This window comes from Campylobacter concisus, assembly GCF_015679985.1.
Lineage (GTDB): Bacteria > Campylobacterota > Campylobacteria > Campylobacterales > Campylobacteraceae > Campylobacter_A > Campylobacter_A concisus_AC.
Window position 1 is genome coordinate 475,235 of sequence record NZ_CP049239.1, and the last position, 25,196, is coordinate 500,430.

General features: G+C 37.5%; 29 protein-coding genes and 1 tRNA gene. 27 read left to right on the forward strand and 3 right to left on the reverse strand.

The annotated features are described in order from the left end of the window. Positions 1-116 precede the first annotated feature (116 nt). From pheS to efp, 8 genes are all read left to right on the forward strand, one after another. Positions 117-1,112, forward strand: coding sequence for a phenylalanine--tRNA ligase subunit alpha (gene pheS, locus G5B98_RS02420; RefSeq protein ID WP_087579706.1), 996 nt, complete (start codon positions 117-119; stop codon positions 1,110-1,112). After that, positions 1,109-3,445 (forward strand): phenylalanine--tRNA ligase subunit beta, encoded by a 2,337-nt coding sequence (gene pheT, locus G5B98_RS02425; RefSeq protein ID WP_196087083.1) that lies wholly within the window; start codon positions 1,109-1,111, stop codon positions 3,443-3,445. The genes pheS and pheT overlap by 4 nt, the downstream gene beginning before the upstream one ends. Next, positions 3,442-4,719 carry a 3-phosphoshikimate 1-carboxyvinyltransferase gene (gene aroA, locus G5B98_RS02430; RefSeq protein WP_196087084.1) on the forward strand — a complete coding sequence of 426 codons (1,278 nt, stop codon included), beginning with the start codon at positions 3,442-3,444 and terminating at the stop codon, positions 4,717-4,719. Before pheT ends, aroA begins: the two co-directional genes overlap by 4 nt. Further along, entirely contained in the window at positions 4,709-5,533 is an 825-nt protein-coding gene (locus G5B98_RS02435) for a 4-hydroxy-3-methylbut-2-enyl diphosphate reductase (protein WP_149707005.1), read from the forward strand. The genes aroA and G5B98_RS02435 overlap by 11 nt, the downstream gene beginning before the upstream one ends. 80 nt (positions 5,534-5,613) lie before the next feature. Next, a complete protein-coding gene (locus G5B98_RS02440) occupies positions 5,614-7,290 on the forward strand; it encodes a 30S ribosomal protein S1 (protein WP_196087085.1) in 1,677 nt (558 codons plus the stop codon). Positions 7,291-7,295: 5 nt separating this feature from the next. Next, a complete protein-coding gene (locus G5B98_RS02445; protein ID WP_035167241.1) occupies positions 7,296-7,778 on the forward strand; it encodes a hypothetical protein in 483 nt (160 codons plus the stop codon). Then, positions 7,772-9,352: a phosphoglycerate dehydrogenase gene (gene serA, locus G5B98_RS02450; RefSeq protein WP_232524625.1), complete on the forward strand. Its 1,581-nt coding sequence runs from the start codon at positions 7,772-7,774 to the stop codon at positions 9,350-9,352. The genes G5B98_RS02445 and serA overlap by 7 nt, the downstream gene beginning before the upstream one ends. Positions 9,353-9,372: 20 nt before the next feature. Continuing rightward, positions 9,373-9,939 (forward strand): elongation factor P, encoded by a 567-nt coding sequence (gene efp / locus G5B98_RS02455; RefSeq protein WP_021090997.1) that lies wholly within the window; start codon positions 9,373-9,375, stop codon positions 9,937-9,939. A gap of 344 nt (positions 9,940-10,283) precedes the next feature. On the opposite strand, the gene G5B98_RS09520 is transcribed toward efp, so the two are convergent. After that, positions 10,284-10,541, reverse strand: a complete 258-nt coding sequence (locus G5B98_RS09520; protein ID WP_257638046.1) for a SelT/SelW/SelH family (seleno)protein — start codon at positions 10,539-10,541, stop codon at positions 10,284-10,286. Positions 10,542-10,625: 84 nt separating this feature from the next. Between G5B98_RS09520 and G5B98_RS02465 the strand changes: the two genes are divergently transcribed. From G5B98_RS02465 to G5B98_RS02475, 3 genes are all read left to right on the forward strand, one after another. Next, complete coding sequence (locus tag G5B98_RS02465) at positions 10,626-11,177, forward strand: DJ-1 family glyoxalase III (protein ID WP_196087087.1); 552 nt, start codon at positions 10,626-10,628, stop codon at positions 11,175-11,177. 223 nt (positions 11,178-11,400) lie between these two features. After that, on the forward strand, positions 11,401-11,646 hold the full coding sequence (locus G5B98_RS02470; RefSeq protein ID WP_009294719.1) for an RNA recognition motif domain-containing protein: 246 nt from the start codon (positions 11,401-11,403) through the stop codon (positions 11,644-11,646). Beyond that, positions 11,624-12,502, forward strand: coding sequence for a glutamate--tRNA ligase family protein (locus G5B98_RS02475; protein WP_196087088.1), 879 nt, complete (start codon positions 11,624-11,626; stop codon positions 12,500-12,502). Before G5B98_RS02470 ends, G5B98_RS02475 begins: the two co-directional genes overlap by 23 nt. 80 nt (positions 12,503-12,582) lie before the next feature. Here G5B98_RS02475 and sppA read toward each other — a convergent pair whose 3' ends face one another. Together sppA and mqnF are read right to left on the reverse strand one after the other, a co-directional pair. Next, positions 12,583-13,446: a signal peptide peptidase SppA gene (gene sppA, locus G5B98_RS02480; RefSeq protein ID WP_196087089.1), complete on the reverse strand. Its 864-nt coding sequence runs from the start codon at positions 13,444-13,446 to the stop codon at positions 12,583-12,585. Further along, the gene (gene mqnF, locus G5B98_RS02485) at positions 13,434-14,651 is read right to left on the reverse strand and encodes an aminofutalosine deaminase family hydrolase (RefSeq protein WP_196087090.1); all 1,218 of its coding nucleotides are present in this window, start codon (positions 14,649-14,651) and stop codon (positions 13,434-13,436) included. The genes sppA and mqnF overlap by 13 nt, the downstream gene beginning before the upstream one ends. Positions 14,652-14,736: 85 nt before the next feature. Here mqnF and aroQ point away from each other — a divergent pair, with 85 nt between their 5' ends. From aroQ to G5B98_RS09385, 16 genes are all read left to right on the forward strand, one after another. Continuing rightward, positions 14,737-15,216, forward strand: coding sequence for a type II 3-dehydroquinate dehydratase (aroQ, locus tag G5B98_RS02490; RefSeq protein WP_004317604.1), 480 nt, complete (start codon positions 14,737-14,739; stop codon positions 15,214-15,216). Then, complete coding sequence (locus G5B98_RS02495) at positions 15,213-16,238, forward strand: aminopeptidase P family protein (RefSeq protein WP_196087091.1); 1,026 nt, start codon at positions 15,213-15,215, stop codon at positions 16,236-16,238. The genes aroQ and G5B98_RS02495 overlap by 4 nt, the downstream gene beginning before the upstream one ends. Beyond that, positions 16,235-16,711, forward strand: a complete 477-nt coding sequence (gene folK / locus G5B98_RS02500; protein WP_107792675.1) for a 2-amino-4-hydroxy-6-hydroxymethyldihydropteridine diphosphokinase — start codon at positions 16,235-16,237, stop codon at positions 16,709-16,711. Before G5B98_RS02495 ends, folK begins: the two co-directional genes overlap by 4 nt. 10 nt (positions 16,712-16,721) lie before the next feature. Further along, entirely contained in the window at positions 16,722-18,089 is a 1,368-nt protein-coding gene (gene flhF / locus G5B98_RS02505; protein WP_196087092.1) for a flagellar biosynthesis protein FlhF, read from the forward strand. Then, positions 18,082-18,948: a P-loop NTPase gene (locus G5B98_RS02510; protein WP_021090665.1), complete on the forward strand. Its 867-nt coding sequence runs from the start codon at positions 18,082-18,084 to the stop codon at positions 18,946-18,948. The genes flhF and G5B98_RS02510 overlap by 8 nt, the downstream gene beginning before the upstream one ends. 13 nt (positions 18,949-18,961) lie before the next feature. After that, the gene (locus tag G5B98_RS02515) at positions 18,962-19,306 is read left to right on the forward strand and encodes a hypothetical protein (protein WP_196087093.1); all 345 of its coding nucleotides are present in this window, start codon (positions 18,962-18,964) and stop codon (positions 19,304-19,306) included. Continuing rightward, the gene (locus G5B98_RS02520; protein ID WP_021090868.1) at positions 19,278-19,982 is read left to right on the forward strand and encodes an RNA polymerase sigma factor FliA; all 705 of its coding nucleotides are present in this window, start codon (positions 19,278-19,280) and stop codon (positions 19,980-19,982) included. The genes G5B98_RS02515 and G5B98_RS02520 overlap by 29 nt, the downstream gene beginning before the upstream one ends. Beyond that, on the forward strand, positions 19,982-21,085 hold the full coding sequence (fliM, locus tag G5B98_RS02525) for a flagellar motor switch protein FliM (protein WP_054196277.1): 1,104 nt from the start codon (positions 19,982-19,984) through the stop codon (positions 21,083-21,085). The genes G5B98_RS02520 and fliM overlap by 1 nt, the downstream gene beginning before the upstream one ends. Then, positions 21,075-21,923 (forward strand): flagellar motor switch protein FliY, encoded by an 849-nt coding sequence (gene fliY / locus G5B98_RS02530; protein WP_072594737.1) that lies wholly within the window; start codon positions 21,075-21,077, stop codon positions 21,921-21,923. The genes fliM and fliY overlap by 11 nt, the downstream gene beginning before the upstream one ends. Next, entirely contained in the window at positions 21,923-22,516 is a 594-nt protein-coding gene (locus G5B98_RS02535; RefSeq protein WP_103648879.1) for a TIGR00730 family Rossman fold protein, read from the forward strand. Before fliY ends, G5B98_RS02535 begins: the two co-directional genes overlap by 1 nt. A 48-nt stretch (positions 22,517-22,564) precedes the next feature. Continuing rightward, the gene (mnmA, locus tag G5B98_RS02540; protein ID WP_087576724.1) at positions 22,565-23,587 is read left to right on the forward strand and encodes a tRNA 2-thiouridine(34) synthase MnmA; all 1,023 of its coding nucleotides are present in this window, start codon (positions 22,565-22,567) and stop codon (positions 23,585-23,587) included. Between the two features lie 112 nt (positions 23,588-23,699). After that, a tRNA-Asn gene (locus G5B98_RS02545) sits at positions 23,700-23,774 on the forward strand. A 270-nt stretch (positions 23,775-24,044) separates the two neighbouring features. Beyond that, the gene (locus tag G5B98_RS02550) at positions 24,045-24,530 is read left to right on the forward strand and encodes a PepSY domain-containing protein (protein WP_196087094.1); all 486 of its coding nucleotides are present in this window, start codon (positions 24,045-24,047) and stop codon (positions 24,528-24,530) included. A 36-nt stretch (positions 24,531-24,566) separates the two neighbouring features. Continuing rightward, the gene (locus G5B98_RS09525) at positions 24,567-24,695 is read left to right on the forward strand and encodes a hypothetical protein (protein ID WP_269775683.1); all 129 of its coding nucleotides are present in this window, start codon (positions 24,567-24,569) and stop codon (positions 24,693-24,695) included. A 72-nt stretch (positions 24,696-24,767) separates the two neighbouring features. After that, on the forward strand, positions 24,768-25,037 hold the full coding sequence (locus tag G5B98_RS09380; protein WP_232524610.1) for a hypothetical protein: 270 nt from the start codon (positions 24,768-24,770) through the stop codon (positions 25,035-25,037). Then, a complete protein-coding gene (locus G5B98_RS09385) occupies positions 25,013-25,183 on the forward strand; it encodes a hypothetical protein (protein WP_232524611.1) in 171 nt (56 codons plus the stop codon). The genes G5B98_RS09380 and G5B98_RS09385 overlap by 25 nt, the downstream gene beginning before the upstream one ends. The last annotated feature ends 13 nt before the right edge of the window (positions 25,184-25,196 follow it).

Genomic DNA, 25,196 nt, shown 5'->3' on the forward strand with positions numbered 1-25,196 from the left:
TAGCTCCTTTGAAATTTTGCAAAATTATATCAAAGTGTGCTTAAATTTCGTGCTCTTTATCTTGATTTTAACTCTTTTTCTATAAAATCGACTCAAAAATTTATAAAGGTAAAAAATTGCAAGATTTCGTTAATAAAATCAAAAATGAAATTTCAACGCTTGACGATTTGGAAAAAGTCAGGGTAGAAATTTTTGGCAAAAAGGGCATATTGGCGCAAGGTTTTGCGAAGCTAAAAGAGCTTGGTGAAGATGAGAAAAAGGAATTTGCAGCAAATTTAAACAAGCAAAGAGATGAGCTTGGCGCATTAATAGAAGCTAAAAAGGCTGAGCTTAGCGAGCAAGAGATAGATAACAAGATGAAAAAAGAGGCCGCTGATATCACGCTATTTAATGAGCCTGTTGCTAGCGGGGCGCTGCACCCTGTGATGGCCACGATGGATAAGATAATTGAATACTTTTTGGCTCTAAATTTCTCACTTGAAACCGGACCACTGATAGAAGATGATTTTCACAACTTTGAAGCGCTAAATTTACCAAAATACCACCCAGCACGGGATATGCAAGATACATTTTACCTAGATGATTTTAGGCTTTTAAGGACGCATACGAGCCCAGTTCAGGTGCGAACTATGCTAAATCAAAAGCCACCTATTCGCATGATAGCGCCAGGCACCGTCTTTAGACGCGATATGGATTTAACGCATACACCGATGTTTCACCAGGTCGAGGCCCTTGTGGTGGAGGATGCTGAGAAAGTTAGCTTTGCAAATTTAAAATCAATGCTAGAAGGCTTTTTAAAGCACATGTTTGGCGATGTTGAAGTGCGTTTTCGCCCTAGCTTTTTCCCATTTACGGAGCCTAGCGCAGAGGTTGATATTAGTTGTATATTCTGCCACGGCAAGGGCTGCAGAGTGTGCAAGCAGACTACTTGGCTTGAGGTACTTGGATGTGGTGTCGTTGATCCAAATGTATTTAAGGCAGTTGGTTATAAAAATGTAAGTGGATACGCCTTTGGCCTTGGCGTTGAGAGATTTGCGATGTTGCTTCATAGAGTGCCTGATCTAAGGTCGCTTTTTGAGGGAGATTTAAGATTGTTGGAGCAGTTTAAATGATAATTTCAAAGCATTGGTTAAACGAGTGGATCGACCTTAGCGACGTTAGTGGCGAGACACTTTCAAAGACATTAAATTCTATCGGGCTAGAGGTTGATAGCTATAAAGAGATAAATTTACCAAAGAGCATTGTGGTTGGCTACATAAAAAGTAGAGAGAAGCACCCAGATGCCGATAAACTAAGCATTTGTCAAGTGGATGTTGGTGGAGAGACGCTTCAGATCGTGTGTGGGGCTAAAAATGTTGAAGCTGGCCAGTTTGTGCCAGTTGCACTTATTGGCACGACTATGCCAAATGGTCTTGAGATAAAAAAAGCAAAGCTAAGAGGTGTTGAGTCAAGTGGTATGATCTGCTCTTCAAGTGAGCTGGGACTTCCAAAGGTAAACGATGGAATTTTACCGCTTGATGAGAGTATCGGCAAGCTAAAACTCGGTACAAGTCTTAGCGAATTTGAGATATTTAAAGATACGATAATCGAAGTTGATGTCACAGCAAACAGAGGCGATTGTCAAAATTTACATGGCATCGCAAGAGAAATTTGTGCAGCGCTTGATCTAAATATGAAAGATAGCCACGAAGACGATGAAAGCGAAAATTTACTAGGTATTGGCAGAATAGCTTCTGTGCGAGCAGAGGATAAAGTAAATGGGTCATTTTTATATAAGGCTTTTGAGCTAAAAGAAGGATTATATGAAAATCTAATAACTCGCATGCGTCTAGCATTAATAGAGTGCCAAAAGACAAATTTAGTTGAGAGACTGCTTGAATACGCGACATTTTGCACGGGCGTTTTATTTAGGGCTTATGATCACGCTAAACTTGTAAGTGAAGGCGAAAAGGCTGTTTTTGATATAAAAAATGGTGAAAATGGCGAATGTGTCGTTTATTGCGGGGATAAAAATTTAGGCATTGCTGGAATTTACCAAAGTGACGTAGCAAGGGTAGATGAGAAGTCAAAAGTGATCCTAGTAGAAGCTAGCTACGTAAAGCCAGATATTGTTTCAAAAGCTATTTTTGAAAATAAAAATTTACCAAAGGGTGATCAAATTTATCGCTCAAGTCGTGGTAGCGAGCCAAATTTAGCTTATGGAGCGGATTATTTATTTAAAAGACTTGCTAATTTTAAAGATGCTCTAAATCTCTTTGCTGGCTCACAGCAGTCGCTTTTAAACACCGAGCCTATAACACTAAGTATCTCTCTTTTTGAGCTTAAAAATATGATCGGTCAAGATATAGCTAGAAATGATGTCGTTAAAATTTTAAAGAAACTTGGCTTTGAGGTCGCAGTAAATGTTGAGCAAGAAAGCTTTAACGTAAAAGTGCCGTTATTTCGCCACGATATAGTAAATTCTCACGATGTTTGCGAGGAGATCGTAAGGATAGTAGGCATAGACAATATCGCTTCAAAACCACTAAATTTCTCTGAGAAAAATAGGCTAAATAAGACATATTTTGACTATAAAAACGCCCTAAATTTAAGGCGTAGAGCAGCTGATAATGGCTTTTTTGAAAGTGTGCACTATGTCTTTGATAGTGAGGATGAGCTTAGCGAGCTAAATTTTAAACCATGCAAAGTCAAGATACTAAATCCTATAAATAACGAGCTAAATACGCTTAGACCGACACTTGTTAATCATCTTCTAAGCTCAAGCGAGAAAAATATCAAAAACTCGAAACGCTCAGTTAGACTTTTTGAGCTTGGAGAAATTTTTGACGAAAATGTAAATCAGGGCTTAAATTTAGGTTTTGTTGTGTCCGGACTTTTAAAAGAGCCAACACTGATAAACGGTGCAAAAGGTGAGGAGGCAAATTTCTATGCATTTGCAGCGATGGTGCAAAATGTCATAGGTAAATTTGAGCTAAAACCTTGCCAGGGCATCTCATATCTTAGCCCATACGAGCAAGCACACATCTATCAAAATGGCGAAAATATTGGCTATATCGGTAGAGTTGATGCAAGAGTAGAAGCAAAGAGAGATCTGCCAAGAACATACGTTTGCGAGATTGATTTTGCCAAGCTTAAATTTGAACCGGTCTTAGCAGTGCCTTATTCGAAATTCCAAAGCACCACAAGAGATCTTAGCATCATCGTGCCTGAAAATTTCGAGGCTGGACGAATTTATGAGTGCATAAGAGGGCTAAATTTAAAAGAGCTAAAAGAATTTTTACCAGTTGATATTTATAAAGATGCGAAACTAAATGGCGCGATCAGCCTTAGCCTTAAATTTACATTCCAAGATATGGAAAAAACGCTCGAAGATGACGATATAAACGCACTTATGGATAAAATTTTAAGCGAGCTAAAAGAGAAACTAAATATCGGAATAAGATGAGAATTTATCCATTAGAAAAAAGTCTAAATTTAACCATCGATGACATCGCGGCTGATAAGTCTATCTCACATAGATGCGCGATGTTTTCGCTTTTAAGCGATAAACCATCTCGCGTTAGAAACTATCTAAGAGCAGACGACACGCTAAATACCTTAAAAATAGTCGAGCTTTTAGGTGCAAAGGTCGAAGACAGTGGTTCTGAAATAACGATCACACCGCCACAAAAGATAAAAGAGCCAAATGAAATTTTAGAGTGTGGCAACTCTGGTACGGCAATGAGGCTTTTTATGGGACTATTAGCCGCACAGGATGGCTTTTTCGTACTAAGTGGCGATAGATATTTAAACTCACGCCCGATGGCAAGAATAGCAAATCCACTAAACGATATGGGTGCAAAGATAGATGGCGCAAACAACGCAAACAACGCTCCACTTTGCATAAGAGGGACGAAATTTGAAAGATTTAGTTTTGAGAGCAAGATCGCCTCAGCTCAGGTAAAAAGTGCCCTTTTACTAGCGGCTCTTTACTCAAATGGCTGCAAATTTAGTGAGCCAGAGCTAAGCAGAGATCATACTGAGTGTATGCTTGCTGGCATGGGAGCTGATATAAAGCGTGACGAGCTAGAGATCACACTGGAATCGATGAAATCGCCACTTACGCCACTTGATATAGACGTGCCAAATGATCCAAGTTCTGCATTTTTCTTTGCGGTCGCAGCACTTATCATTCCGGGCTCACACATTATTTTAAAAAATATTTTGCTAAATAAAACTCGCATCGAAGCTTATAAAATTCTAGAAAAAATGGGAGCTGAGATAAAATTTCACAAAACTTCAAGCAAATATGAAGATATCGGTGATATCGAGGTCAAGTACTCACCAAATTTAAAAGGTGTAGAGGTTAGCGAAAATATCTCGTGGCTCATCGATGAAGCCCCAGCTTTGGCCATCGCATTTGCCTGCGCCAAAGGCCAAAGTAAGCTAATAAATGCAAAAGAGCTTCGTGTAAAAGAGAGCGATAGAATTTCTGTCACGATAAATGCGTTAAAGCAGTGCGGCGTTGATGCTAGCGAGCTTGAAGATGGCTTTATCATAAATGGCTCTGAGGCCAAATTTGCCACGATAGATAGTCACGGGGATCACAGGATCGCGATGAGTTTTGCTGTGCTTGGACTAAAGTGCGGCATGCAGATAGAAAAGAGCGAATTTATCGCCACTTCGTTTCCAAATTTTGCTGAAATTTTAAAGAAAATGGGAGCTAGAGTTGAAGATTGAGCTTGCTAGTAGTTATGGATTTTGCTTTGGTGTAAAAAGGGCGATAAAGATTGCTGAAAATGCAGGAGATGCTGCGACCATTGGGCCACTCATCCATAATAACGAAGAAATAAACAGGCTTGAGAAAAATTACAATGTAAAAACACTTGAGGGTATAGACGAGTTAAAAGATGAGAAAAAGGCTATCATCCGCACTCATGGTATTACTAAAAATGACCTTGCGGAGCTAAAAAAAACCGATATAAAAGTAATCGATGCAACTTGCCCATTTGTGACAAAGCCGCAGCAAATTTGTGAAAAAATGAGTGAAGAGGGCTATGACGTGGTGATCTATGGCGACATGCATCACCCTGAAGTAAAGGGCGTGAAGTCATATGCCAAGGGTAATGTCTATGTCGTGCTTGAAGAGAGCGAGCTAGAGGGCATTAAATTTAAGCAAAAGGTCGCTCTTGTTAGCCAAACGACTAGAAAAGTTGAGAAATTTATGCAAATCGCAAACTACCTTATGCTTCACGTAAAAGAGGTGCGCGTTTTTAACACTATCTGCAACGCAACATTTGAAAACCAAGAGGCTGCTAAAAATTTGGCAAAAAGGGCTGATGTGATGATAATAATCGGAGGAAAAAACAGCTCAAATACAAAACAACTCTATCTAATATCTAAAAATTTCTGCGAAGATAGCTACCTGATAGAAAGTGAAGAAGAGCTTGAAAAGTCATGGTTTGAGGGCAAAAATTTGTGTGGCATAAGTGCGGGTGCAAGTACGCCTGACTGGATCATACAAAAAGTCGTTGACAGAATCAAAAAAGTATAAAATTTATCCTAGCTAAAGCCACAATTAACTATAATAAGCTAATTTGCCTCTACTGGCATAATAAAATTTAAAGGATCAAGATGGCTGTGAACAAAAGTGTTCAATTAGGAAAAGCAAAAGACGAAGATATTGAAGATATCGATTTTGCTGCGATGTTAGAGGAGTCTTTTAAAAAGACTGAAGAAGATAGTGACGCAAAGATCGTCAGTATCAATGGCGATGAGGTTTTAATCGACGTTGGCAAGAAGTCAGAAGGCATTTTAAATGTTTCTGAGATCACTGATGCAAACGGCAACCTGACGCATAAAGTTGGCGATACGATCAAAGTTGTAATAACTGGATCAAGAAATGGAAGACCTATAGTGTCGCACAAAAAAGCACTTAGAAAAGAGAAAGTTAAAGTTTTCATCGAAGCTTACGATCCTGAAAATTCTGGCGAAATAGATGTAAAAGTAGTTGGAAAAAATAAAGGTGGTTTTATAACTCAAGATGTAAATGGAGTGGAATTTTTCTTACCAAAAACTCACAGTGGCTTTAAAAATGCTGAAGGAGTAATTGGTAAAACATATAAAGTAAGAGTTATAAAAATTGATAAAGAAGAAAATAGCATAGTCGTCTCTAGAAAGAAAATTTTAGATGATGATCGCAAAAAACGTAAAGAAGCTCTATCAAGCATAGTAGAAAATGATAGTGTTATAGAGGGCACAGTTAAAAAAATCACAACTTATGGTATGTTTGTTGATGTTGGCGGAGTCGATGGGCTTGTACATTATAGTGAGATAAGCTATAAGGGCCCAGTAAATCCTAGCTCACTATATAAAGAAGGTGATAAAGTTTTAGTTAAAGTTATCAGCTATGACAACGAAAAACGCCACTTGTCTCTATCTATCAAGGCAGCTACTCCAGATCCTTGGGAAGAGATCATAAATGATGGATTAGAGGTTGGTGACACTATCAAAGTAACAGTTAGCAATATTGAGCCTTATGGTGCATTTGTTGATCTTGGAAATGATATTGAAGGATTTTTACATATATCTGAAATTTCATGGGACAAAAATATCAAAAATCCAAAAGATCACATCAATGAAGGTCAAGAAATTGATGTTGAGGTTATTGAGATAGATGCAAAAGGACACCGTTTAAGAGTGAGTCTTAAAAATTTACTTCCAAAGCCATTTGATGAGTTTAAGGCAAAACACAAAGAAGGTGACGTAGTAAAAGGCGTTGTGACAACTATCACAAATTTTGGTGCATTTGTTAGAGTGGGTTGCGTTGAAGGCTTGTTGCATAACGAAGACGCATCTTGGGATAGAAACGATAAATGCAAAGACATGTTTAAAGCTGGTGACGAGCTTGAAGTAAAAATTATTAAAATCGATAGCGCTGAACAAAAAGTTTCACTTAGTCTAAAAGATCTAAAACAAAGTCCAGTTCAAGCATTTGCTGATAAATTTAATGTAGGTGATATCGTAAAAGGAACAATTCGCGACATTAAAGACTTTGGCGTATTTGTAGAGCTTGGTGATAACGTTGATGCGCTGATCCGCAAAGAAGATCTAGGTAGTGTAGATGTTAGCACACTTAAGATCGGCGATGAGATCGAAGCAGCTATCGCATTTATCGATGAGAAGAAAAATAGAATACGCCTAAGTATACGCCGTTTAGCAAAACAAAAAGAGCGTGAAGTGTTAAATGAGATCAATGATAATGATGATAAAGTAACACTCGGCGATATTATAAAAGAACAATTACTTTAGTTTAAATGGGCAGACGCGTACTTTTATTAGTAGTTGTCCTGCTATTTGTAATATTGGGTTTGGTTGGAATTTCTCTTGTTAAATTTGCAAGTGTAAATTTCAGTCAAATACCTGAAGAAAATATCACAAATGAGCAAAATTTAACCAAAAATACAACCAGCAATATTAACTGGATGAGTGAGCTAGCAACTATTAGAAAAAGAGATTATGTGCTGCCTGTAAATGAAATTTTTATAGAATACAACCGACCCAAAATAGAAAAACCAAAGATTACTGCATATGAGCTTTTGATAGATAAAAATGATATCTATTCAATGTTTTGTTTGATGCAGACTTTAAGAAAAAGCGAGGTCGATTTTACTGTTGTAAAAGATGGTGCAAAAAGCCAGATATTTTTAAATACTCAAGACTCTAAACTTCTACAAAATATCATTTTGGAACTAAGAGTTTATGATATCCACTCAAGTGTGAGAGAGGTAAAATTATGAAAACTATCATTGTTTGTGATGCAATACACCCAGTAGGTTTTGAGCTTTTGAAAAAAGAGCAAGATATAAACGTAATAGATGCAGTTAATACTCCCAAAGATGAACTTTTAAAAATTTTAGGCGAGGCTGATGTTGCTATAACAAGAAGCTCAACTGAAGTAAACGAGGCCTTTTTAAACGCTGGTAAAAAACTAAAAGCTATTGTTAGAGCTGGTGTTGGTGTAGATAATGTCGATATAGAAGGATGCTCAAGGCGTGGCATAATAGCTATGAACGTTCCAACTGCAAACACTATTGCTGCAGTTGAGCTAACAATGGCGCATATGCTAGCTTCAGCTAGATCTCTTGAATACGCTCATAATGATCTAAAGCTAGATAGAATCTGGAAGCGTGAGAAATGGTATGGGGTTGAGCTTTTTAAGAAAAAGCTTGGTGTGATCGGCTTCGGAAATATTGGCTCGAGAGTAGCTGTTCGTGCAAAAGCTTTTGGTATGGAGATCATCGCTTATGATCCATATATTGACCCATCTAAAGTTATCGATATGGGCGGTACTTATACTAAAAATTTTGATGATATTTTAGCATGTGATTTTATCACGATACATACGCCAAAAACTAAAGAGACGACCAATATGATAGGCGCTAAAGAGATCGCAAAAATGAAAGATGGCGTAAGACTTATAAACTGCGCTAGAGGTGGTCTTTATAACGAAGAAGCACTTTATAAAGGACTAAAAAGTGGCAAGATAGCATTTGCTGGTATTGATGTTTTCACAAGAGAGCCAGCAACTGATCATCCACTTCTTGATCTAAACAATGTAAGCGTCACCCCACACCTTGGAGCAAATACGCTTGAATCACAGCGAAATATCGCAGTTGAGGCAGTCGAACAAGCTATTTTAGCAGCTCGCGGTATAAGCTATCCAAATGCGTTAAATTTACCTATAAAAACAGAAGATCTACCGCCATTTGTTGAGCCTTATATCGATCTTACAAGTAAGATGGCATTTCTTGCTGCACAGATAAATAAAAGCGTTATCAAGGCCATTCGTATCGAGACTCACGGTCAGATTAGCGAATATGCAAATTCAATGCTAACTTTTGCAATCGTAGGTGCTTTAAAAGAGAGTCTTGGTGATGCGATAAATTACGTAAATGCTAAATTTTTATGCGATGAAAAAGGAATAGTGACTGAAACTAGCCTTGGCGGAGATAGCATTTTTAAAAATAAAATCACAGTTCGCTTAACTACTGAAAATGGCATTGTAACCGTTGGTGGAACGGTATTTGGTGAAAATCAGCAACGCATCGTAACGATAAATGGTTTTAAGACTGACTTTAAACCAAAAGGTAAGATGATCATTTTTAAAAATCATGACGTGCCAGGCGTTATCGCTCAGATTAGTAAAATTTTAGCTGATGAAAAGATTAATATCGCAGACTTCCGCCTTGGTAGAGATGATCACAATATGGCACTTGCTGTCATCTTGGTTGATGAACATATAAAAGCAGAAACGTTAGAGAGGCTAAACGCACTTGAAGCTTGCGTTTGGGCTCAATACGCAGTTATATAAAATTTTGAAAGGATAAAAAAATGGCTTCATATTCAATGGGCGATCTAAAAAAAGGGCTAAAGATCGAGATCGATGGCGTTCCTTATAAAATCGTAGAATATCAACACGTTAAACCGGGCAAAGGTGCAGCTTTTGTTCGTGCGAAAATCAAATCTTTTATCGACGGAAAAGTGCTTGAAAAGACTTTTCACGCAGGCGATAAATGCGAGCAACCACATCTTGAAGAAAAAGAGATGCAGTATCTTTATGATGATGGTGAGTATTGTCAGTTTATGGATACGGTTACTTATGAACAAGTTGCTATTAGCGATGAGGATGTGGGTGATGTAAAAAAATGGATGATCGATGGCATGATGGTTGAAATTTTATTTCACAATGGCAATGCGATCGGCGTTGAAGTACCGCAAGTAGTTGAGCTAAAGATAGTTGAGACTCCACCAAATTTCAAGGGCGATACGCAAGGCGGTAAAAAGCCAGCTACTCTTGAGAGTGGCGCGGTAGTTCAGATACCATTCCATGTACTTGAGGGCGAAGTTATCCGTGTGGATACTGTTCGCGGCGAGTACATCGAGCGTGCAAATAAATAAAGCAGCTTAATCTTTCTTGCTAAATTTACGTTTATTAAGCCTAATGCTTAGCTAAAGTCACTATTTAAAAAGTATTGGCTTTAGCAAAAACTTCATTTCATACATTGTAAATTTTCAAGTAGCACTAGCATAAAATACACAAAAATTTTTATATTTTATAAAAATCCAAATATAGCCAAATATCAGCTCATAAAATCTTCAAAAATCAAAAAAATATATAAAATAATGAAAATTCTTAGCGAGATAAGCAAATGTTTTAACTATAAAATTTTTATATTAGGATAGTAGAACCGTAAGTCAAAAATAGGGAAAAACGAGACGGTTTCCCGTCTCGGTAGCTAGCATTAAGCCGACTTTTCTTTGAGATATTTGTTTATAAGAGTTGTGATCTCTTCACCGTGAGGAAATCTCGCTTCATCATTTCCAATGCGATCTTTCTTAGAAAATATAACATCTCCATTAACCTCGACGATGAAATTTCCACCATCACCTATAACCTTTTCGACTCTTGCATCACTAAAGTTCGCTTTTATTTCATCTTCTACACGAGAAGCTACCGGACGATAGTTTCAAGAGTTGCAGTAAATAATTTTTACTTGCATGCTCTGTCCTTTCTTGTGAAATAAGCCAATATTATATAAAATTTTACTTAACAAATAAAACATATTATTATAAAGGATAAATTTATGAAAAAAGTTGCTGTGATTTTAGCTGAAGGATTTGAGGAGATAGAAGCACTAACTTCTGTTGATGTTTTACGTAGAGCTGGAGCGATAGCTTCTATTGTTGGGCTAAATGACGTAAATATCAAAGGGTGTCACAATATATGCGTAAAAGCTGATGTGACACTTCGCGAGATGAAGGAGCTAGACTACGATGCGATCGTCTTTCCTGGCGGACTTCCAGGAGCTAGCAATCTAGCAAACGATACAAGACTTAAAGCAATTTTGCAAAATTTTGATAAAAGCAATAAGCTTATTTGTGCCATTTGTGCTGCTCCTATGGTACTTGAGAGTGCTGGTGTGCTAAAAGATCATTTTGTTTGTTATCCAGGATTTGAAGAAAATGTAAGAAGTAATAAAAGGGGCTATGATAACGGTAAGAGTGTATTGAGAGATCAAAATATTATTACAGCAAAAGGTCCTGCATTTTCAATGAAATTTGCACTTTTTATAGTTAAAAATTTACTTGGCGATGAAGCATATCTTAAAGTAAAGAATGATTTACTTTATAAATAGCTTATAAAGATAAAATAGTTTTTTATTTAATTATTTTTTTTAAACTTAAGATTAGATTTTGTTTAGTGATAGTTATAGAAGTTCTATATATACGAGCTTGTAGCTTTTAAGAATATTTTTCAAAAAAATATAATAAATTTTTGATTTTTTACATCTTTTTGACGAAAATTAGCTATTATCACACTAACCGAATAAATCGGTAATTTTTTTAAGGAACACTCCTGTGAATATTTATGTAGGAAATTTGTCGTATAGGACGACAGAGGCAGAATTAAAGGAAGCCTTTGCACAATTTGGTGAAGTAAGGCGAGCAAAAATAGTAAAAGATAGAGAAACTGATCGCTCAAAAGGCTTTGGCTTTGTTGAAATGGACGATGCAAATGAGGGACAAAAAGCTATAGACGCACTAAATGAAAAAGAACTAGGCGGACGTACTTTAAGGGTAAATGAGGCTAGACCAAGGGATTAATGACTATTTGCCACCAAATGGTGGCATAGTATCCCGCATAGCTCCTACGCCTAGTGGGTTTTTGCATGCTGGCAATGCTTATAACTTCATCCTAACTTATCTTTTGACACGTTCGGTAAATGGCATTTTGCACTTACGTATTGATGACTATGACCTTAGTAGATACCGGTGTGAGTTCGTTCAAAATATCTTTGATGTTTTAGAATTTTTGGGGCTTGAATACGATAAAGGTCCAATTAACGTAAGTGACTTTGAGCGTAATTTTAGCTTCAAAATAAGAGCTAAAAGATACGAAGATGTACTTGAAAAACTAGATGAAATTTATATCTGCGAATGTTCTAGAGCTACAAAGAATGCCTATAAAAACGGCATTTACACTAAAATTTGTAAAAATAAAAATCTAAAATTTATAAAAGACAATACTGCCATTAGACTAAGCGTAGATGAGGGCGACCCTCTTGGTAAGCTTGTGGCAGAGCAAATGGGCGATTTTGTGATTTACAAAAAAGATTTTACTCCTGCTTACAACTTTGCAAGCGTGATAGATGACGAGGATATGGGTATAAATTTGGTTGTTAGAGGCGAGGATCTAAAGGCTTGCACGCTAGCTCAAAGATACCTTGCAAAAAGGCTAAATTTTAACTTTTATAATGCTAATTTTATTCATCATAAGCTACTTTTAAAAGATGGCAAAAAGCTCTCAAAAAGCTCAAAATCGCCACCAATTAATCTAAAAGATAGACCACAAATTTATTACAAAATTTTAGCAAATGATCTTGGTTTAGATATAAGATCAGCAGATAAAATCCAAAATCTACTTTATGAGTTTAAGCTAAAAAATATTGCAAAATTTTAGCATTTGACTTGGCTAAAAGAATTTATTTAAAACTCTTTTAACCTATTGTTTGATGCTTAAATTTATAAATTTTGGAAAAATTATCTAAGCTTTGTCTCAAAAAATGCATTAAAAAGCGAGTTTATGCCTTGCTTTGTAAATTTCTCCATTATCTTTTCGATCTGCGGTTTTTCTTGCCAAATTGGCTCATCTACGAGGCTCATTTTAGCTAGCTCATTTTGAGCGTCTATGTAGCTACCAAGGCTATCAATTAGCCCCATTTTTAGGGCGTTGTGAGCTAAAAAGACCCTTGCATTTGCCCACTCGTCTTTTTTCTTGATATCTAAATTTCTAGCCTCTGCCACGTCGCTTACAAAGAGCATATAAGCATCATTTACGAGCCCTTGCAAGCTCTCACGTTCTTGCTTGCTCCAGCTCCTCATAAATGTGCCAGCCTCTTTAAACTCGCCAGCCTTCACCACTTGCTCACCCACGCCTAAATTTTTGGCCAAATTTTCGATGTTTGCCCCTTGCATGATGACGCCAATGGAGCCTATGAAAGCACCTGGGTTTGCAATGATAGTACCAGCATTTACGCCAGCGTAGTAGCTGCCGCTTGCCATATTGCCAGCTGCGTATGCGAGTACTTTTTTACTCTCTTTTAGTCGCTTAACCGCCATAGCTAGCTCCACGCTTGGACTTAGCGCACCGCCTGGGCTGTCGATGTAGAGCAGCACGCCTTTGATGTTGTTATCCAGCCTTGCTTTTTCGAGCGCATCTAAAATTTCGCTTGTGTCCATTATCGTGCCTGTGATGTCGATGCGGGCTAAATTTGGCTCTTTCATCTTACCATCTGGCGCAAATACGAAAAATAAGATCAGTAAAAATATGAGCGCCTTAAAGTAGTTGTTGATAAATTTAAAAATTCCCAAAATTCCTCTAAAAATAATCCTTAAAATTTGCAAATTTTGCCTCCAATATATAGTTTTTTGGCTTCATTTGTGTGAAGTATGAGCTGCAAAATTAGCTCGCTATCATCGCACTCTAGGTCGCTATAGATTGCGATATCAGCTGCGCGTCCTGCCTTTATCTCACCGTTATTTATCCTAAGCGCCTTTGCGCCCCCATGCGTTGCAGCGACAAAAAGCCTCGTGGCAAGCTCGTTTAGATCAAGGCTTGTATGGGTAAATAGGGCGGCTCTTAGCTCATGCCAGAAATTTAGGCTGATATTTGAGCTAAGGCCGTCTGTGCCGATGTTTAGACTAACGTTGTTTTTAAAAATTTCTTTTAAATTTAGCGCCTTTTTGCCAAGCAACCTGTTTGAAACCGCGCAGTGTGTCAAGCTGTGATGGGGCTTAAATTTAGCAAAATCGCTCACATAAACGCAGTGCGTAAATAGTGTATTTATCTCATGAAACATCTCAAAATAGCTATCCGCGTCATACATCGGCTTTGGATCCGGATTAAATCTTAAAAGATGCTTTTTAAAGCCGCCAGTACCACGCTCTAGCCACTGCTTTTCAGCCTTGCTCTCTAAAAAGTGCGTGCTAACAAGAAGATCATCTTTTTTAGCCATTTCAAGGGCGGCTTTGGCTAGCTTTGGGTGCACAGAGTAGGGTGAGTGCAGTGAGATGGCTGGGGTAAAATTTTTATTTTTATAGCCCTTTGTTTTTTCGAATTTTGCTAAGAAATTTTGCAAATTTTGCTGAACCATTTGCTCGCTTGAGCCTAAAATTTCACTAAAAAGTACGGCTTTTAGAGGACTAGCGGCTAAAATTTCAAGCTCCGAGCCAAAACTAGAAATCTCACCAACGGTGCAAACTCCACTTTTTAGTAGAGAATTTATAGCCCCGCTCATCGCTTTTTTGGCGTCCATTTTGGCTAGCTCGCCACCTTTATCGATGATAGAGCCAAGCCATTTTATAAAGTCGCCGTATTTTAGCGTGCTAACATTTGAGCTAAACTCTAAATGAACGTGTGAGTTTATAAAGGCTGGGGCGATCACGCTATCACCAAAGTCGCAAATTTTCGCCTCTTTAAATTTCTTTTGCGCCTCTTTTTCGCTTAAAATTTCTAAAATTTTATCATCATCAATAACGACACAAGAATTTCTTAAAATTTTTGGATTTTCTCCGCCAGTGATTATTTTTTTTGCTTTTAAAATTTCCATATTTGAGCCTTAAATTTTTGTTATTGTAGCGAAAATTTAGGAACGAAAATGTATAATTTGGGCTATTTAATCAAAAAGGAGTGACATGGATAAGAAGCTAAAAATAATGGTTATCCAAGGGCCAAATATCAACATGCTTGGCGCTAGAGAGCCAGGAATTTACGGCGTTATGAAGATGGAGGATATCCACTCTCAAATGAAGATCGTTGCCGATCAAAATGACGTTGAGATCGAGTTTTTTCAAAGCAACCTTGAGGGCGAGCTAGTCGATAAGATCCAAGAGTGCTTGGGCGATGCTGACGGCATCATCATAAACCCAGCTGCCTACACTCACACCTCTATCGCTATCCGTGACGCGCTAAGTGCGGTTGCGCTGCCAGTTATCGAGGTGCATATCAGCAACGTTTATAGAAGAGAAGAGTTTCGCCACAAAAGTCTCATCGCACCAGTTGCAGCAGGCCAGATCGTGGGCTTTGGACCAGTTGGCTATCATTTGGCGATGATAGGCATGCTTCAAATTTTTGAGCAAATCAAAGCAGTAAGAGCAAATCAAAAAGCACAATGAATTTCATCTTAAAGGACGAAAGCGCCGTATTTTACGAGTGCGGTTATAGCTGCGATAATGAGTTTTTGCTATGCGTTGATGGCGTAAAATACTTTTTCACGGATGCGAGGTATTATTTCGAGGCAAAAAGCTACGTAAATGCAGGTGTAGTCGTTCTTTTAGCGCAGAGAAATTTAATAAGCGAGGTCAGGGCATTTTTAAGAAAGATGAAGCCAAGCAGCCTTGTTTTTAACCCTGATGAGCTAAGCTTAAGTGAGTTTAACGCGCTTAGCAAAGGCTTTAGGATAAATTTTAAGCCAAAGGCAAATTTCTCTAGGCTAAAGAGAATTTGCAAAAGCGAAGATGAGATAAAAATTTTAAAAAAAGCTAGCGAATTTGGAGCAAAATGCTTTGATGAATTTGCTAAATTTGTGCGTGAAAATGGCGAGGGGATGAGCGAAAAAGAGCTTCATTTTAACGCCTCACTCATCTTTAGACAAAAAAACGAGTTAGGTCTTAGCTTTGATCCGATCGTAGCGATAAACGAAAATGCCGCAAAGGCGCATGCGCTGCCCGGGGATAAAATTTTAAAAAGGGGCGATTTGTTGCTACTTGACGCTGGGGTTAAATTTAATCGCTACTGCTCTGATCGCACCAGAACTGCTTGCTTTGATGAAAATTTTAACTTCTCAAAGGAACAAAAATTTAAAAACGCCAAGATGCAAGAAATTTACGAGATTGTAAAAGAGGCTCAGGCTGCTGCGATAAAGGTCGCTAGAGCTGGAGTTAGGGCGTGCGAGATAGACCTTGCAGCAAGAAGCGTGATAGCAAAGGCTGGATATAAAAAGGCCTTTTTTCACTCGACAGGACACGGTGTGGGTGTGGATATACACGAGCTTCCAGTCATCTCAGCAAGGAGCGAAACGCTCATAAAAGAGGGCATGGTCTTTAGTATAGAGCCTGGAATTTATCTAGAAAATGAATTTGGCGTGCGCATCGAGGACGTGGTGGTTGCAAGAGAAGGTGGGTGCGAGATTTTATGAGGCTAGCTGGAGCAAGAAAGATCGTAAAAAGCCGTTTTTGCCCTAGTTTTTTTCATAAAAGAGATGAGTTTAAGTATGAGGCGTTAGTTGGTATGGGTGGCAACATCGGCGACAGCGCAAAGAGGTTTGATAAATTTATAAGAGTGATTACAAGTGATAGCAGGTTTCATGTAGTTGAAGTCTCGCCGATCCTTATAAATGCGGCGTTTGGCTACGAAGCACAGGATGATTTTAGTAACGCTGTTATAAATTTACAAACATCTATGAGCCCTAGAAATTTGCTAAAAATTTTGAGGCACTATGAGAGTAAATTTAAGCGCGTCAGGACGTTTAAAAATGCGCCGCGCACGCTTGATCTGGATATTTTGTATTTTAGTAAAAAAGTCTATAAGACGCCGCACCTTATCGTTCCGCACCCAGGGGCTGGTAAGAGGCTTAGCGTGATCGTGCCACTAGGGCTTATGAGAGGTTAAAAGGATATAAATGGCTACAAAATTTCATACTTTTACAGGAGAGAGCACCATCGAGGCTTTGAAAAAGGCTCAAGAAACGTGCGGCGAAAAGGCCATACTAGTTACTACAAAACAGATTCAAGCCAAAACGATAAATAAAAAACCGCTTTATGAAATTTTAGTAAGCGTCGAAGAGGACGACGTGAAGCAACCCCTAAAACCAAATACAAAAGCCATAAATTATGAAAATGCCTACTCTAAATTTAATAAAAACTATGAACCTGCTAAGCCAAAATTTGAGATAAAAGAAGAACCGGCTAAATTTGAGGCAAAGACAGCATCACCCGAGCCTTACGATCCAAACGAGAGCGTGCTTTTAAATATCTCAGCTGCTGCAAAAGAGATAAGCACGATCGCAAATGTAAATATCGATGACGTCAAAGATAAAGAGTCGAGCATACCAAATGGCATGAATAAAAAAATAGACGATGTGGTAAAGCAAGTAAGCGTGCTAAGCGAAAAAATAGGGCTCATAACTGACATGATCTGGGATGAAAAAGCCCCAAATCGAAACAATCTTTCGATCCCACCTGAGTTTGCCAGCATCTATAAGCTCGCAAAACAAAGCGGCATGAAAGATGAGCATTTAGAGGCTATCATGCAAACGACGCTTGAAAATTTACCAGTTTCGATGAAGAGCAATCCAACTGCTGTAAAGAGATACTTCTACTCACTTTTGCGAAATATGCTACCTTGCAGAAAAGAGCCAAGCGATAAAAAACAACGTATCATGATGCTAGTTGGCCCAACCGGAGTTGGTAAGACTACGACTCTTGCAAAGCTAGCTGCTCGTTTTGCATACGGCAATGAAAAACGCTATAAAACAGGTATCATCACGCTTGATACATATCGTATTGGAGCGGTTGAGCAGTTATTTCAATACGCTAAAATGATGAAGCTTCCTATTCTCGATGTTATCGAGATAGATGACTTTCAAAATGCTATCAAACAGCTTAATTATTGTGATGTGATACTTATTGATACGACTGGAAATTCACAGTATGACAAAGAAAAGCTTGAAAGGCTTGATAAATTTTTAAAGCATAGTGGCGCAAAGATTGATGTAAATTTGGTCCTTTCGGCTGGCTCAAAGGTTGAGGATCTGATAGAAATTTATAATGGATTTTCATTTTTAGAGATCGATACACTTATAATCACAAAATTTGATGAGACAAAAATTTTTGGTAATGTCTTTTCGCTGATATATGAGACAAACACGCCGGTTAGCTACTTTAGCGTGGGTCAAGAGGTACCTGATGATCTTGTGGAGGCAAAGAGCGAATTTTTAGTAGAGTGCGTGTTTGACGGCTTTACAAAGCAAAAGGCTAGCGATGAATAATCAAGCGCAAAAATTACAAAATTTAGTCCAGTCTCAAAGCAAGAGCAAAAATACGCATTTTATTGCGATAACTAGCGGCAAAGGCGGTGTTGGTAAGAGTACGATAAGTGCAAATTTAGCAAATGTTTTATCAAAAAATGGCTACAAAGTAGGACTATTTGACGCTGATATCGGCCTTGCAAACCTTGATGTCATCCTAAATGTAAAAATGGGCAAAAATTTACTTCACGTGCTAAAAGGCGAGTGCAGCCTAAAAGATATCTTGATACCTATAAATAAAAATTTGATCCTCATTCCTGGTGAAAGCGGTGATGAAATTTTAAAATTTAACAATCAATTTTTATTTGAGAGGTTTTTAGACGAGGCGAGCGAGCTTGATGAGCTTGATTTTTTGATCATCGATACTGGAGCTGGCATAGGCGGTAGCACGCAGCTATTTTTAGAGGCAGCTGATGAGGTCGTGGTGGTAACTGTACCTGATCCTGCAGCGATAACTGATGCATACGCTGTCATAAAGATCGTCTCAAGGTTTAAAAATAGTGAGCTTTTGCTTTTAAATATGGTAAAAAATGAAGCAGAAGCGACTAGAATTTATGAAAATATCAAACGTGTTGCTAATGCAAATATCGGGCCTAGCTTAAATTTAGAGCTTATAGGATTTGTGGCTTCTGATAAGAATGTTTCAAGAAGTATAAAACAACGAACGCTTTTTACAGACGACGCTGCTTATGCTGAGCCTAGTGCACAGATAAAACAGATAGCTTCGAATTTACTTTATAGGTTGGAACGAAAAGTGCTTAACGATGAGCAAAGCAGGAGCTTTGGGGGCTTCTTTAAGCGTTTGATAGAACAATTTTAATGGAGATTGAGCTTTGCGTGCAGAAAATTTTATAGCATTTTTTACGGTTTGTGGTTTTTTTGTAGGTATAGTTTTTACCTTGCTAAAGGTGAGTGAGCCTATCGAAATGCTAGTTTATACACTAGTTATTACTTTGTTTTTTTATCTTATAATTCACATTGTTGTCATGAACTACATCGATGTGAAAAGGGCTTTAACTAAAATTTTTGACAAACAAAAACACGAAGAGATCGCAGACTATCTCATCTCTGAGCTAAATACTAGAGAAAAGCGTATGGAAAATATAATGGTAAAAATGACTGCTGAAAATTTTGATTCTGGTAAACGAAATGCACGAGTTAAAGCAAAAGCAGCTTAACGCTTATAAAAACACGATAAAAAAGGAACAAGACGAAATCGTCTTAAAATATATGCCAGCACTGCGTGCAATGGCGTTCAGGCTTAAAGAGAGGCTACCATCAAGTATAGATACAAATGACCTAATAAGCATTGGCGTCGAAGAGATGATAAAACTTAGTAGGAAGTATGACAAGGAGCAAAATGACTCTTTTTGGGGTTATGGCAAAAAGAGAATTTATGGCTCTATGCTTGATTATCTAAGGACGCTCGATGTTGTTAGCAGAAGCGATAGAAAGCTAGTAAAGAGCATAAATAGCGAGATAGATAACTATTTTAATGAATTTGAAGAAGAGCCAAGTGATGAGTATTTGGCCGAAAAGCTTAATGAAGATATTGAAAAGATAAGAGAGGCAAGAGGCGTTAGCGGTATCATTACTATTTTGCCAATAGACGAGCAAATGGAGCTAATTGGTCAAAATGATGTCGAGAAAAGCATTGAGAGAGAGGATCTCATTTTAAAAATAGAAGAAGCTTTAAAAGATTTTGACGAAAGAGATCAGATGTTAGTTCAGCTTTATTATTATGAAGAGCTAAATTTAAAAGAGATAAGCCAGATCATGAATATCAGCGAGAGTAGAATTTCACAAATTCATAAACGTTTGCTTGATCGTATCAGGCGTAGCTTGGGGGTTTAATGGCTGATATTTTAAGTCAAGAAGAGATAGACGCGCTACTTGAAGTTGTTGATGAAGACGGCGATACGAGTAATATCGAGGTCGAAGAGAGATCGCAAGGCGAACAAAAACAGATTATTATTTATGATTTTAAGCGTCCAAACCGCGTTAGTAAAGAGCAACTCCGTGCGATAAAAGGCATCCATGATAAGCTTGCTAGAAATTTAGCTAGTCAAATTTCAAGCGTGATGAGAAGTATTGTCGAGATCAGACTTCACAGTGTTGATCAAATGACTTATGGCGAATTTTTGATGAGTTTGCCAAGTCCAACTAGTTTTAATGTCTTTTCTATAAAGCCACTTGATGGAAACTGTGTTTTGGAGATAAATCCAAGTATTGCTTTTCCGATGATAGATCGTTTGCTTGGCGGAACTGGTGAAAATTTTGAAGCAAATAGAGAACTAACTGACATTGAAGTAAATTTGCTTGATGCGGTGCTTAGAATGATCATGCAGCGTCTAAAAGAGAGCTGGTCAATGATAACTGATATGTACCCAAATGTGGAAGCCAAAGAGAGCAGTCCAAATGTCGTACAAATCGTCTCTCAAAATGAGATTGTTATTATGGTCGTTATGGAGATCATAGTTGGTGGCTCAAGCGGTATGATAAATTTATGCTATCCAGTCATCTACCTTGAACCGATACTCTCACGCCTTGCAAACAGAGATATTATGCTTGGTGAAACGAGTGCAAAAAAAAGTAGAAACAAAGAGCTAAAAACACTTATCGGACGAGCAGAAATTTTATATGAAGCCATACTTGGCAAATCGATCATCAGCGTAAATGAGTTTTTAAATTTAAAAGAAGGCGATATTTTAAGGCTTGATAGAGGAGCTGATGATAAGGCGATCGTTTGTATCGATAAAAAAGAAGTTTTCTTAGCTGAAGTCGGGCTTCATAGATTTAGAAAATCTATAAGGATTGAGCAGTTAATACGCTCTGATAAAGATGAGATCAAAAATATCTTAGAAAAATACGAAGAAGAGCGAAAAGCAAAGCTAATGGCGTATGAAGCTAATGAGCGCAAAATGGAAGAAGAAGAGGACGACGAAGATGATGAATGATTTTTTTAATATATTTTCTAACGAATTAAAAGCTACTATCGAAGGACTTACGGGCAGAGCTCCAGAGGTTGGCGAAAGAAATGAATTTGATGCACCAACGCAAAATGGCATAAAACCGCCGGTAGTGATGGCCAATATCTCTTTAAGTGGTGACATCAATGCTAAAACAGAGATAGTATGCACTCCGGTTTTAATAAGTGCCATTAGCGAATGGATGATGGGCGAAGAGGAAATTTCAAAGAATGAAAATTTAGGCAGTGATGAGCTTGACGCTGCAAAAGAGATATTTTCAAACCTTTTTAGTGCTTTTAGTACATCTTTGGGCGCTCAAAAGGGCATGCCAAAGATAAATTTTGAAGTAATAAATGTAAATTTTTTAGATGAAAATTCTTCTCTTGATTTTAGTGTTTATGAAAAGCTATTTTTATTTAATGTCAAAATCGAAGATCTAAGTGAGCATATCGGTTTTGCTTGCGATCATTCGTTGATGAAATTTTTTGAGCCAACAAAGACCGAAGCACCAGCTGCACCAGCAAGTACTCCTCACGTAGCTAAGGGCGATTTTAGCGCTGAAGAGATGAGAAATATCGGGCTTATAATGGATGTTAGGCTGCCTATTCGTGTTCGTATCGGCTCAAAAAGAATGCTTTTAAAAGATGTGCTTACCATGGATATTGGCTCAGTTATCGAGTTAAATCAATTAGCAAATGATCCACTAGAAATTTTGATCGGCGATAAGGTAATAGCCCTTGGCGAAGTTGTCATAATAGACGGAAACTTTGGCATCCAGATCACTCAGATAGGCTCAAAACGCGAGAGGCTTCAACAGTTAAAATAATGAATAATGAATTAGTTAGCGATCTTTTAAATTTTCCAAACGTCTTAAAATATAAAAATAAAAATGTTACCTTCTTTGGCTCGGCTAGATTTGATGAAGAAAATTTCTACTGCAAAAAGGCTTATGAGCTAGCTTACAAACTAAACGAGCTAGGATATGCCATCTTAACTGGTGGCGGGGACGGCATAATGAGAGCTGCAAACAAGGGTGCGTTTGATAGTGCAAAATCGCCAAGCATAGCCCTAAATGTGAGGCTTCCATTTGAACAAAATACAAACCCTTACGTCACAGCAAAATATCTCTTTTCAAATTTAAGTCCAAGAAAATTTGCACTTACCGATCGCTCAGTCGCATTTGTCGTCTTTCCAGGTGGTTTTGGTACTCTTGATGAACTTTTTGAAATTTTAGTACTTGCTCAAGTTGGTAGCAAAAAAGTAAAAATTTTTCTTTTTGGGAGCGAGTTTTGGCAAGGGCTTGATGAGTTTATAAAAAATACGCTAGTTAGCCAAAAAACAATAAAAAAAGAAGATATAAATTTATACAAAATCACCGATGATTTAGAGCTTATTGCAAATGAAATTTTGGCTATTTAAAAATAAGATATAAAATATCCCCTTTTAAATTTCAAAGAGGTAAAAAATATGAAAATAATGGTCGCAATGAGCGGTGGTGTAGATAGCACTATGACGGCTAAATTTCTGCAAGAAGCTGGTCATGAAGTGCAAGGTTGCTATATGATGCTGCATCAAAAGCCAGGATATCACGAAGAAAATATCAGAAAAGTGAAAAAAGTAGGCGAGTATCTTGGCATAAAGGTGCATATTTTGGATCTGCAGGATAAATTTAATGAGTTTGTCTATGATCCTTTTGTGAAGCTCTATAAAGAGGGCAAGACGCCAAACCCTTGTGCTTTGTGCAATAAATTTATAAAGCTTGGTGCGCTACTTGATTTTGCAAAGGCAAATGGCTGTGAGAAGCTTGCTACTGGGCATTATGTGCAAGTTATTGATGGATTTATCACATGTGCAAAAGATCCTAGCAAGGATCAAAGCTACTTTTTAGCCCAAGTGCCAAAAGAGATATTAAAAGATGTTATTTTCCCGCTTGGGGATAAATTTAAAAAAGACATAAAAGAGCTTGCAAGAAGTGTAAAAGTGCTTGAAGAATTTGCTACGCAGGCAGAAAGTAGTGAAATTTGCTTTGTGGAAGATACTTATATCGAAGTTTTAAATAAGCATTACAATACAAATTTACCAGGAAATGTAGTTGATAAAGACGGCAAAATAATCGGCCGCCACCAAGGCTATATGCACTATACTATCGGCAAGCGCCGTGGTTTTGAGGTTTTTGGCGCCCATGAGCCACACTTTGTTATAAAGATAAATGCCGACAAAAATGAGATCGTTGTAGGAACAAAAGATGACTTGGCTCAAAAAGTAGTTGAGCTTGAAAACGTAAATTTGTTTATAGATAAAGATAAATTTGAGTGCGAAACCAAGATAAGATATAGAAGTCCTAAACTTGATGCTTTTGTTGAGGTTGATAAAGAGAATAAAACAGCGAAACTAACGCTAAATCAAAATGCACTTGGTGTGGCGCAAGGCCAGCTTTGTGTTATGTATGATGGCGATAAGGTTATTGCAAGTGGATTTATAAAAGGCTAGTTTTAGCCTTTTATAAAAATTTATTGGGCTCTGTGCGATTTTTTATAAATTAAGCTAAAATTTATTGACAAAATATATCTTTTCGTCTATAATACGAGCTCTTTTCAAGTGTTCCGGATTAGCTCAGCGGTAGAGTAGGTGACTGTTAATCACTTGGTCGCTGGTTCGAACCCAGCATCCGGAGCCATTTATCTTCAAAAATCACTTTAAAACCCCGATTTTAACGATGTTTTAAGAACTTTAAGTTTTCTTATTTTTGTAATTTTCTCTTTTATTTCCCCTCAGTTTTATTTATTATTTCAAAGTGTATCGTTCTGATTCGTAGTTAAAATGCGATTAGATATTTGTCTTTGAACGAAGTTAAAATAAATTTCCTTTATTCATTCTAGCTTCATTTAAGGCTTTTATAATGTGCTCATCCAAACTAAAGTTGGAAATCAAAATAAAAGGATCAAAAATGAAAAAGATATTAGGCACGACAGTTTTAGCAGCAGTTTTAGGAGTGACAAGCTTGCAAGCAGCTATCACATCAAAGGATGCTTTAAATATAGCTGAGAAAAACTTCCCAGGCTCAAGCGTCAAAGATATCGAGATAGACGTCAAAAATGGTGCGACATTTTACAAGATAGAGTCTTTTAAAGATGGCGCCAAACAAGATATCAAAATCGATGCTAATAACGGTCATATCGTTAAAGTAGAGAATAAAAATAAAAAACACATACTTCCAATAGAAGCGGTAGATTTTTCAAAATTTGCTCTTGGCATCGACGAGGCTGTGGCCAAAGCTCAAGCGCTTGAAGCTGGCTGGAGTCTTGATGAGGTAGACCTTGATAATAAAAATGGTGCTTGGATATACAAAGTAGAGCTTAAGCGCGACAGGAGCGAGAAAAAAGTGATCATAAACGCTCAAACTGGTGAAATAATAGGTAATTATACAAAGTAATTTAACGTCCTTTTTGGGCATTAAATTTTTATAAAAGTGAAAAAGATAAGTGAAAATTTAGATCAAAATTTAAATGAGAAAGTTAGCAAGCAGAGTTTAGAGAGAAATTTGAATAAAAATTTAAGCGAAAACAAAGTCGCTGATTTTAGCGAAAACGAGAGATAAAATTTAAGTAAAAATGCTGCTAATAAAAATAGTTAGGAAAATTTAGAGAAGAGCGAGCAAAGCCCTGAAAATTTGGATAAAAATCCTAGTGAAGCAAGCAATAGCACAAAAATTTTAAGCCAAGCTACCTCAAAATGCAAAGCTCAGAATTTCTTTAAAAAAGCATTTGAACTTTTGCTTCAAGGTGCAGCGGATGCGCTTATCTACGCTGGCAAGGATGGAGTGTGGCTATCAAACGCCACAAACTGTCTAAAAGACGAGACACAAAGGGCGGAGCTATCAAAGATAAATGAAGAGCAGGCTAAATTTGAAGGATCTTGCCAGAAAAAGTTAAAGAGCTAATCTTAGAACGCCTAAAAGTAGAGCCAGAAGAGGTGGAGTTTGCACCGATCTATCTAGCGAAAAAACAAAGCTTTGGCACATTTTGCACGGAGTATTTTTATGAGGCAAGGGCTAAAATAAGGGCTTTTTATATGATTTCAAGATAGGCGCAATGAATGG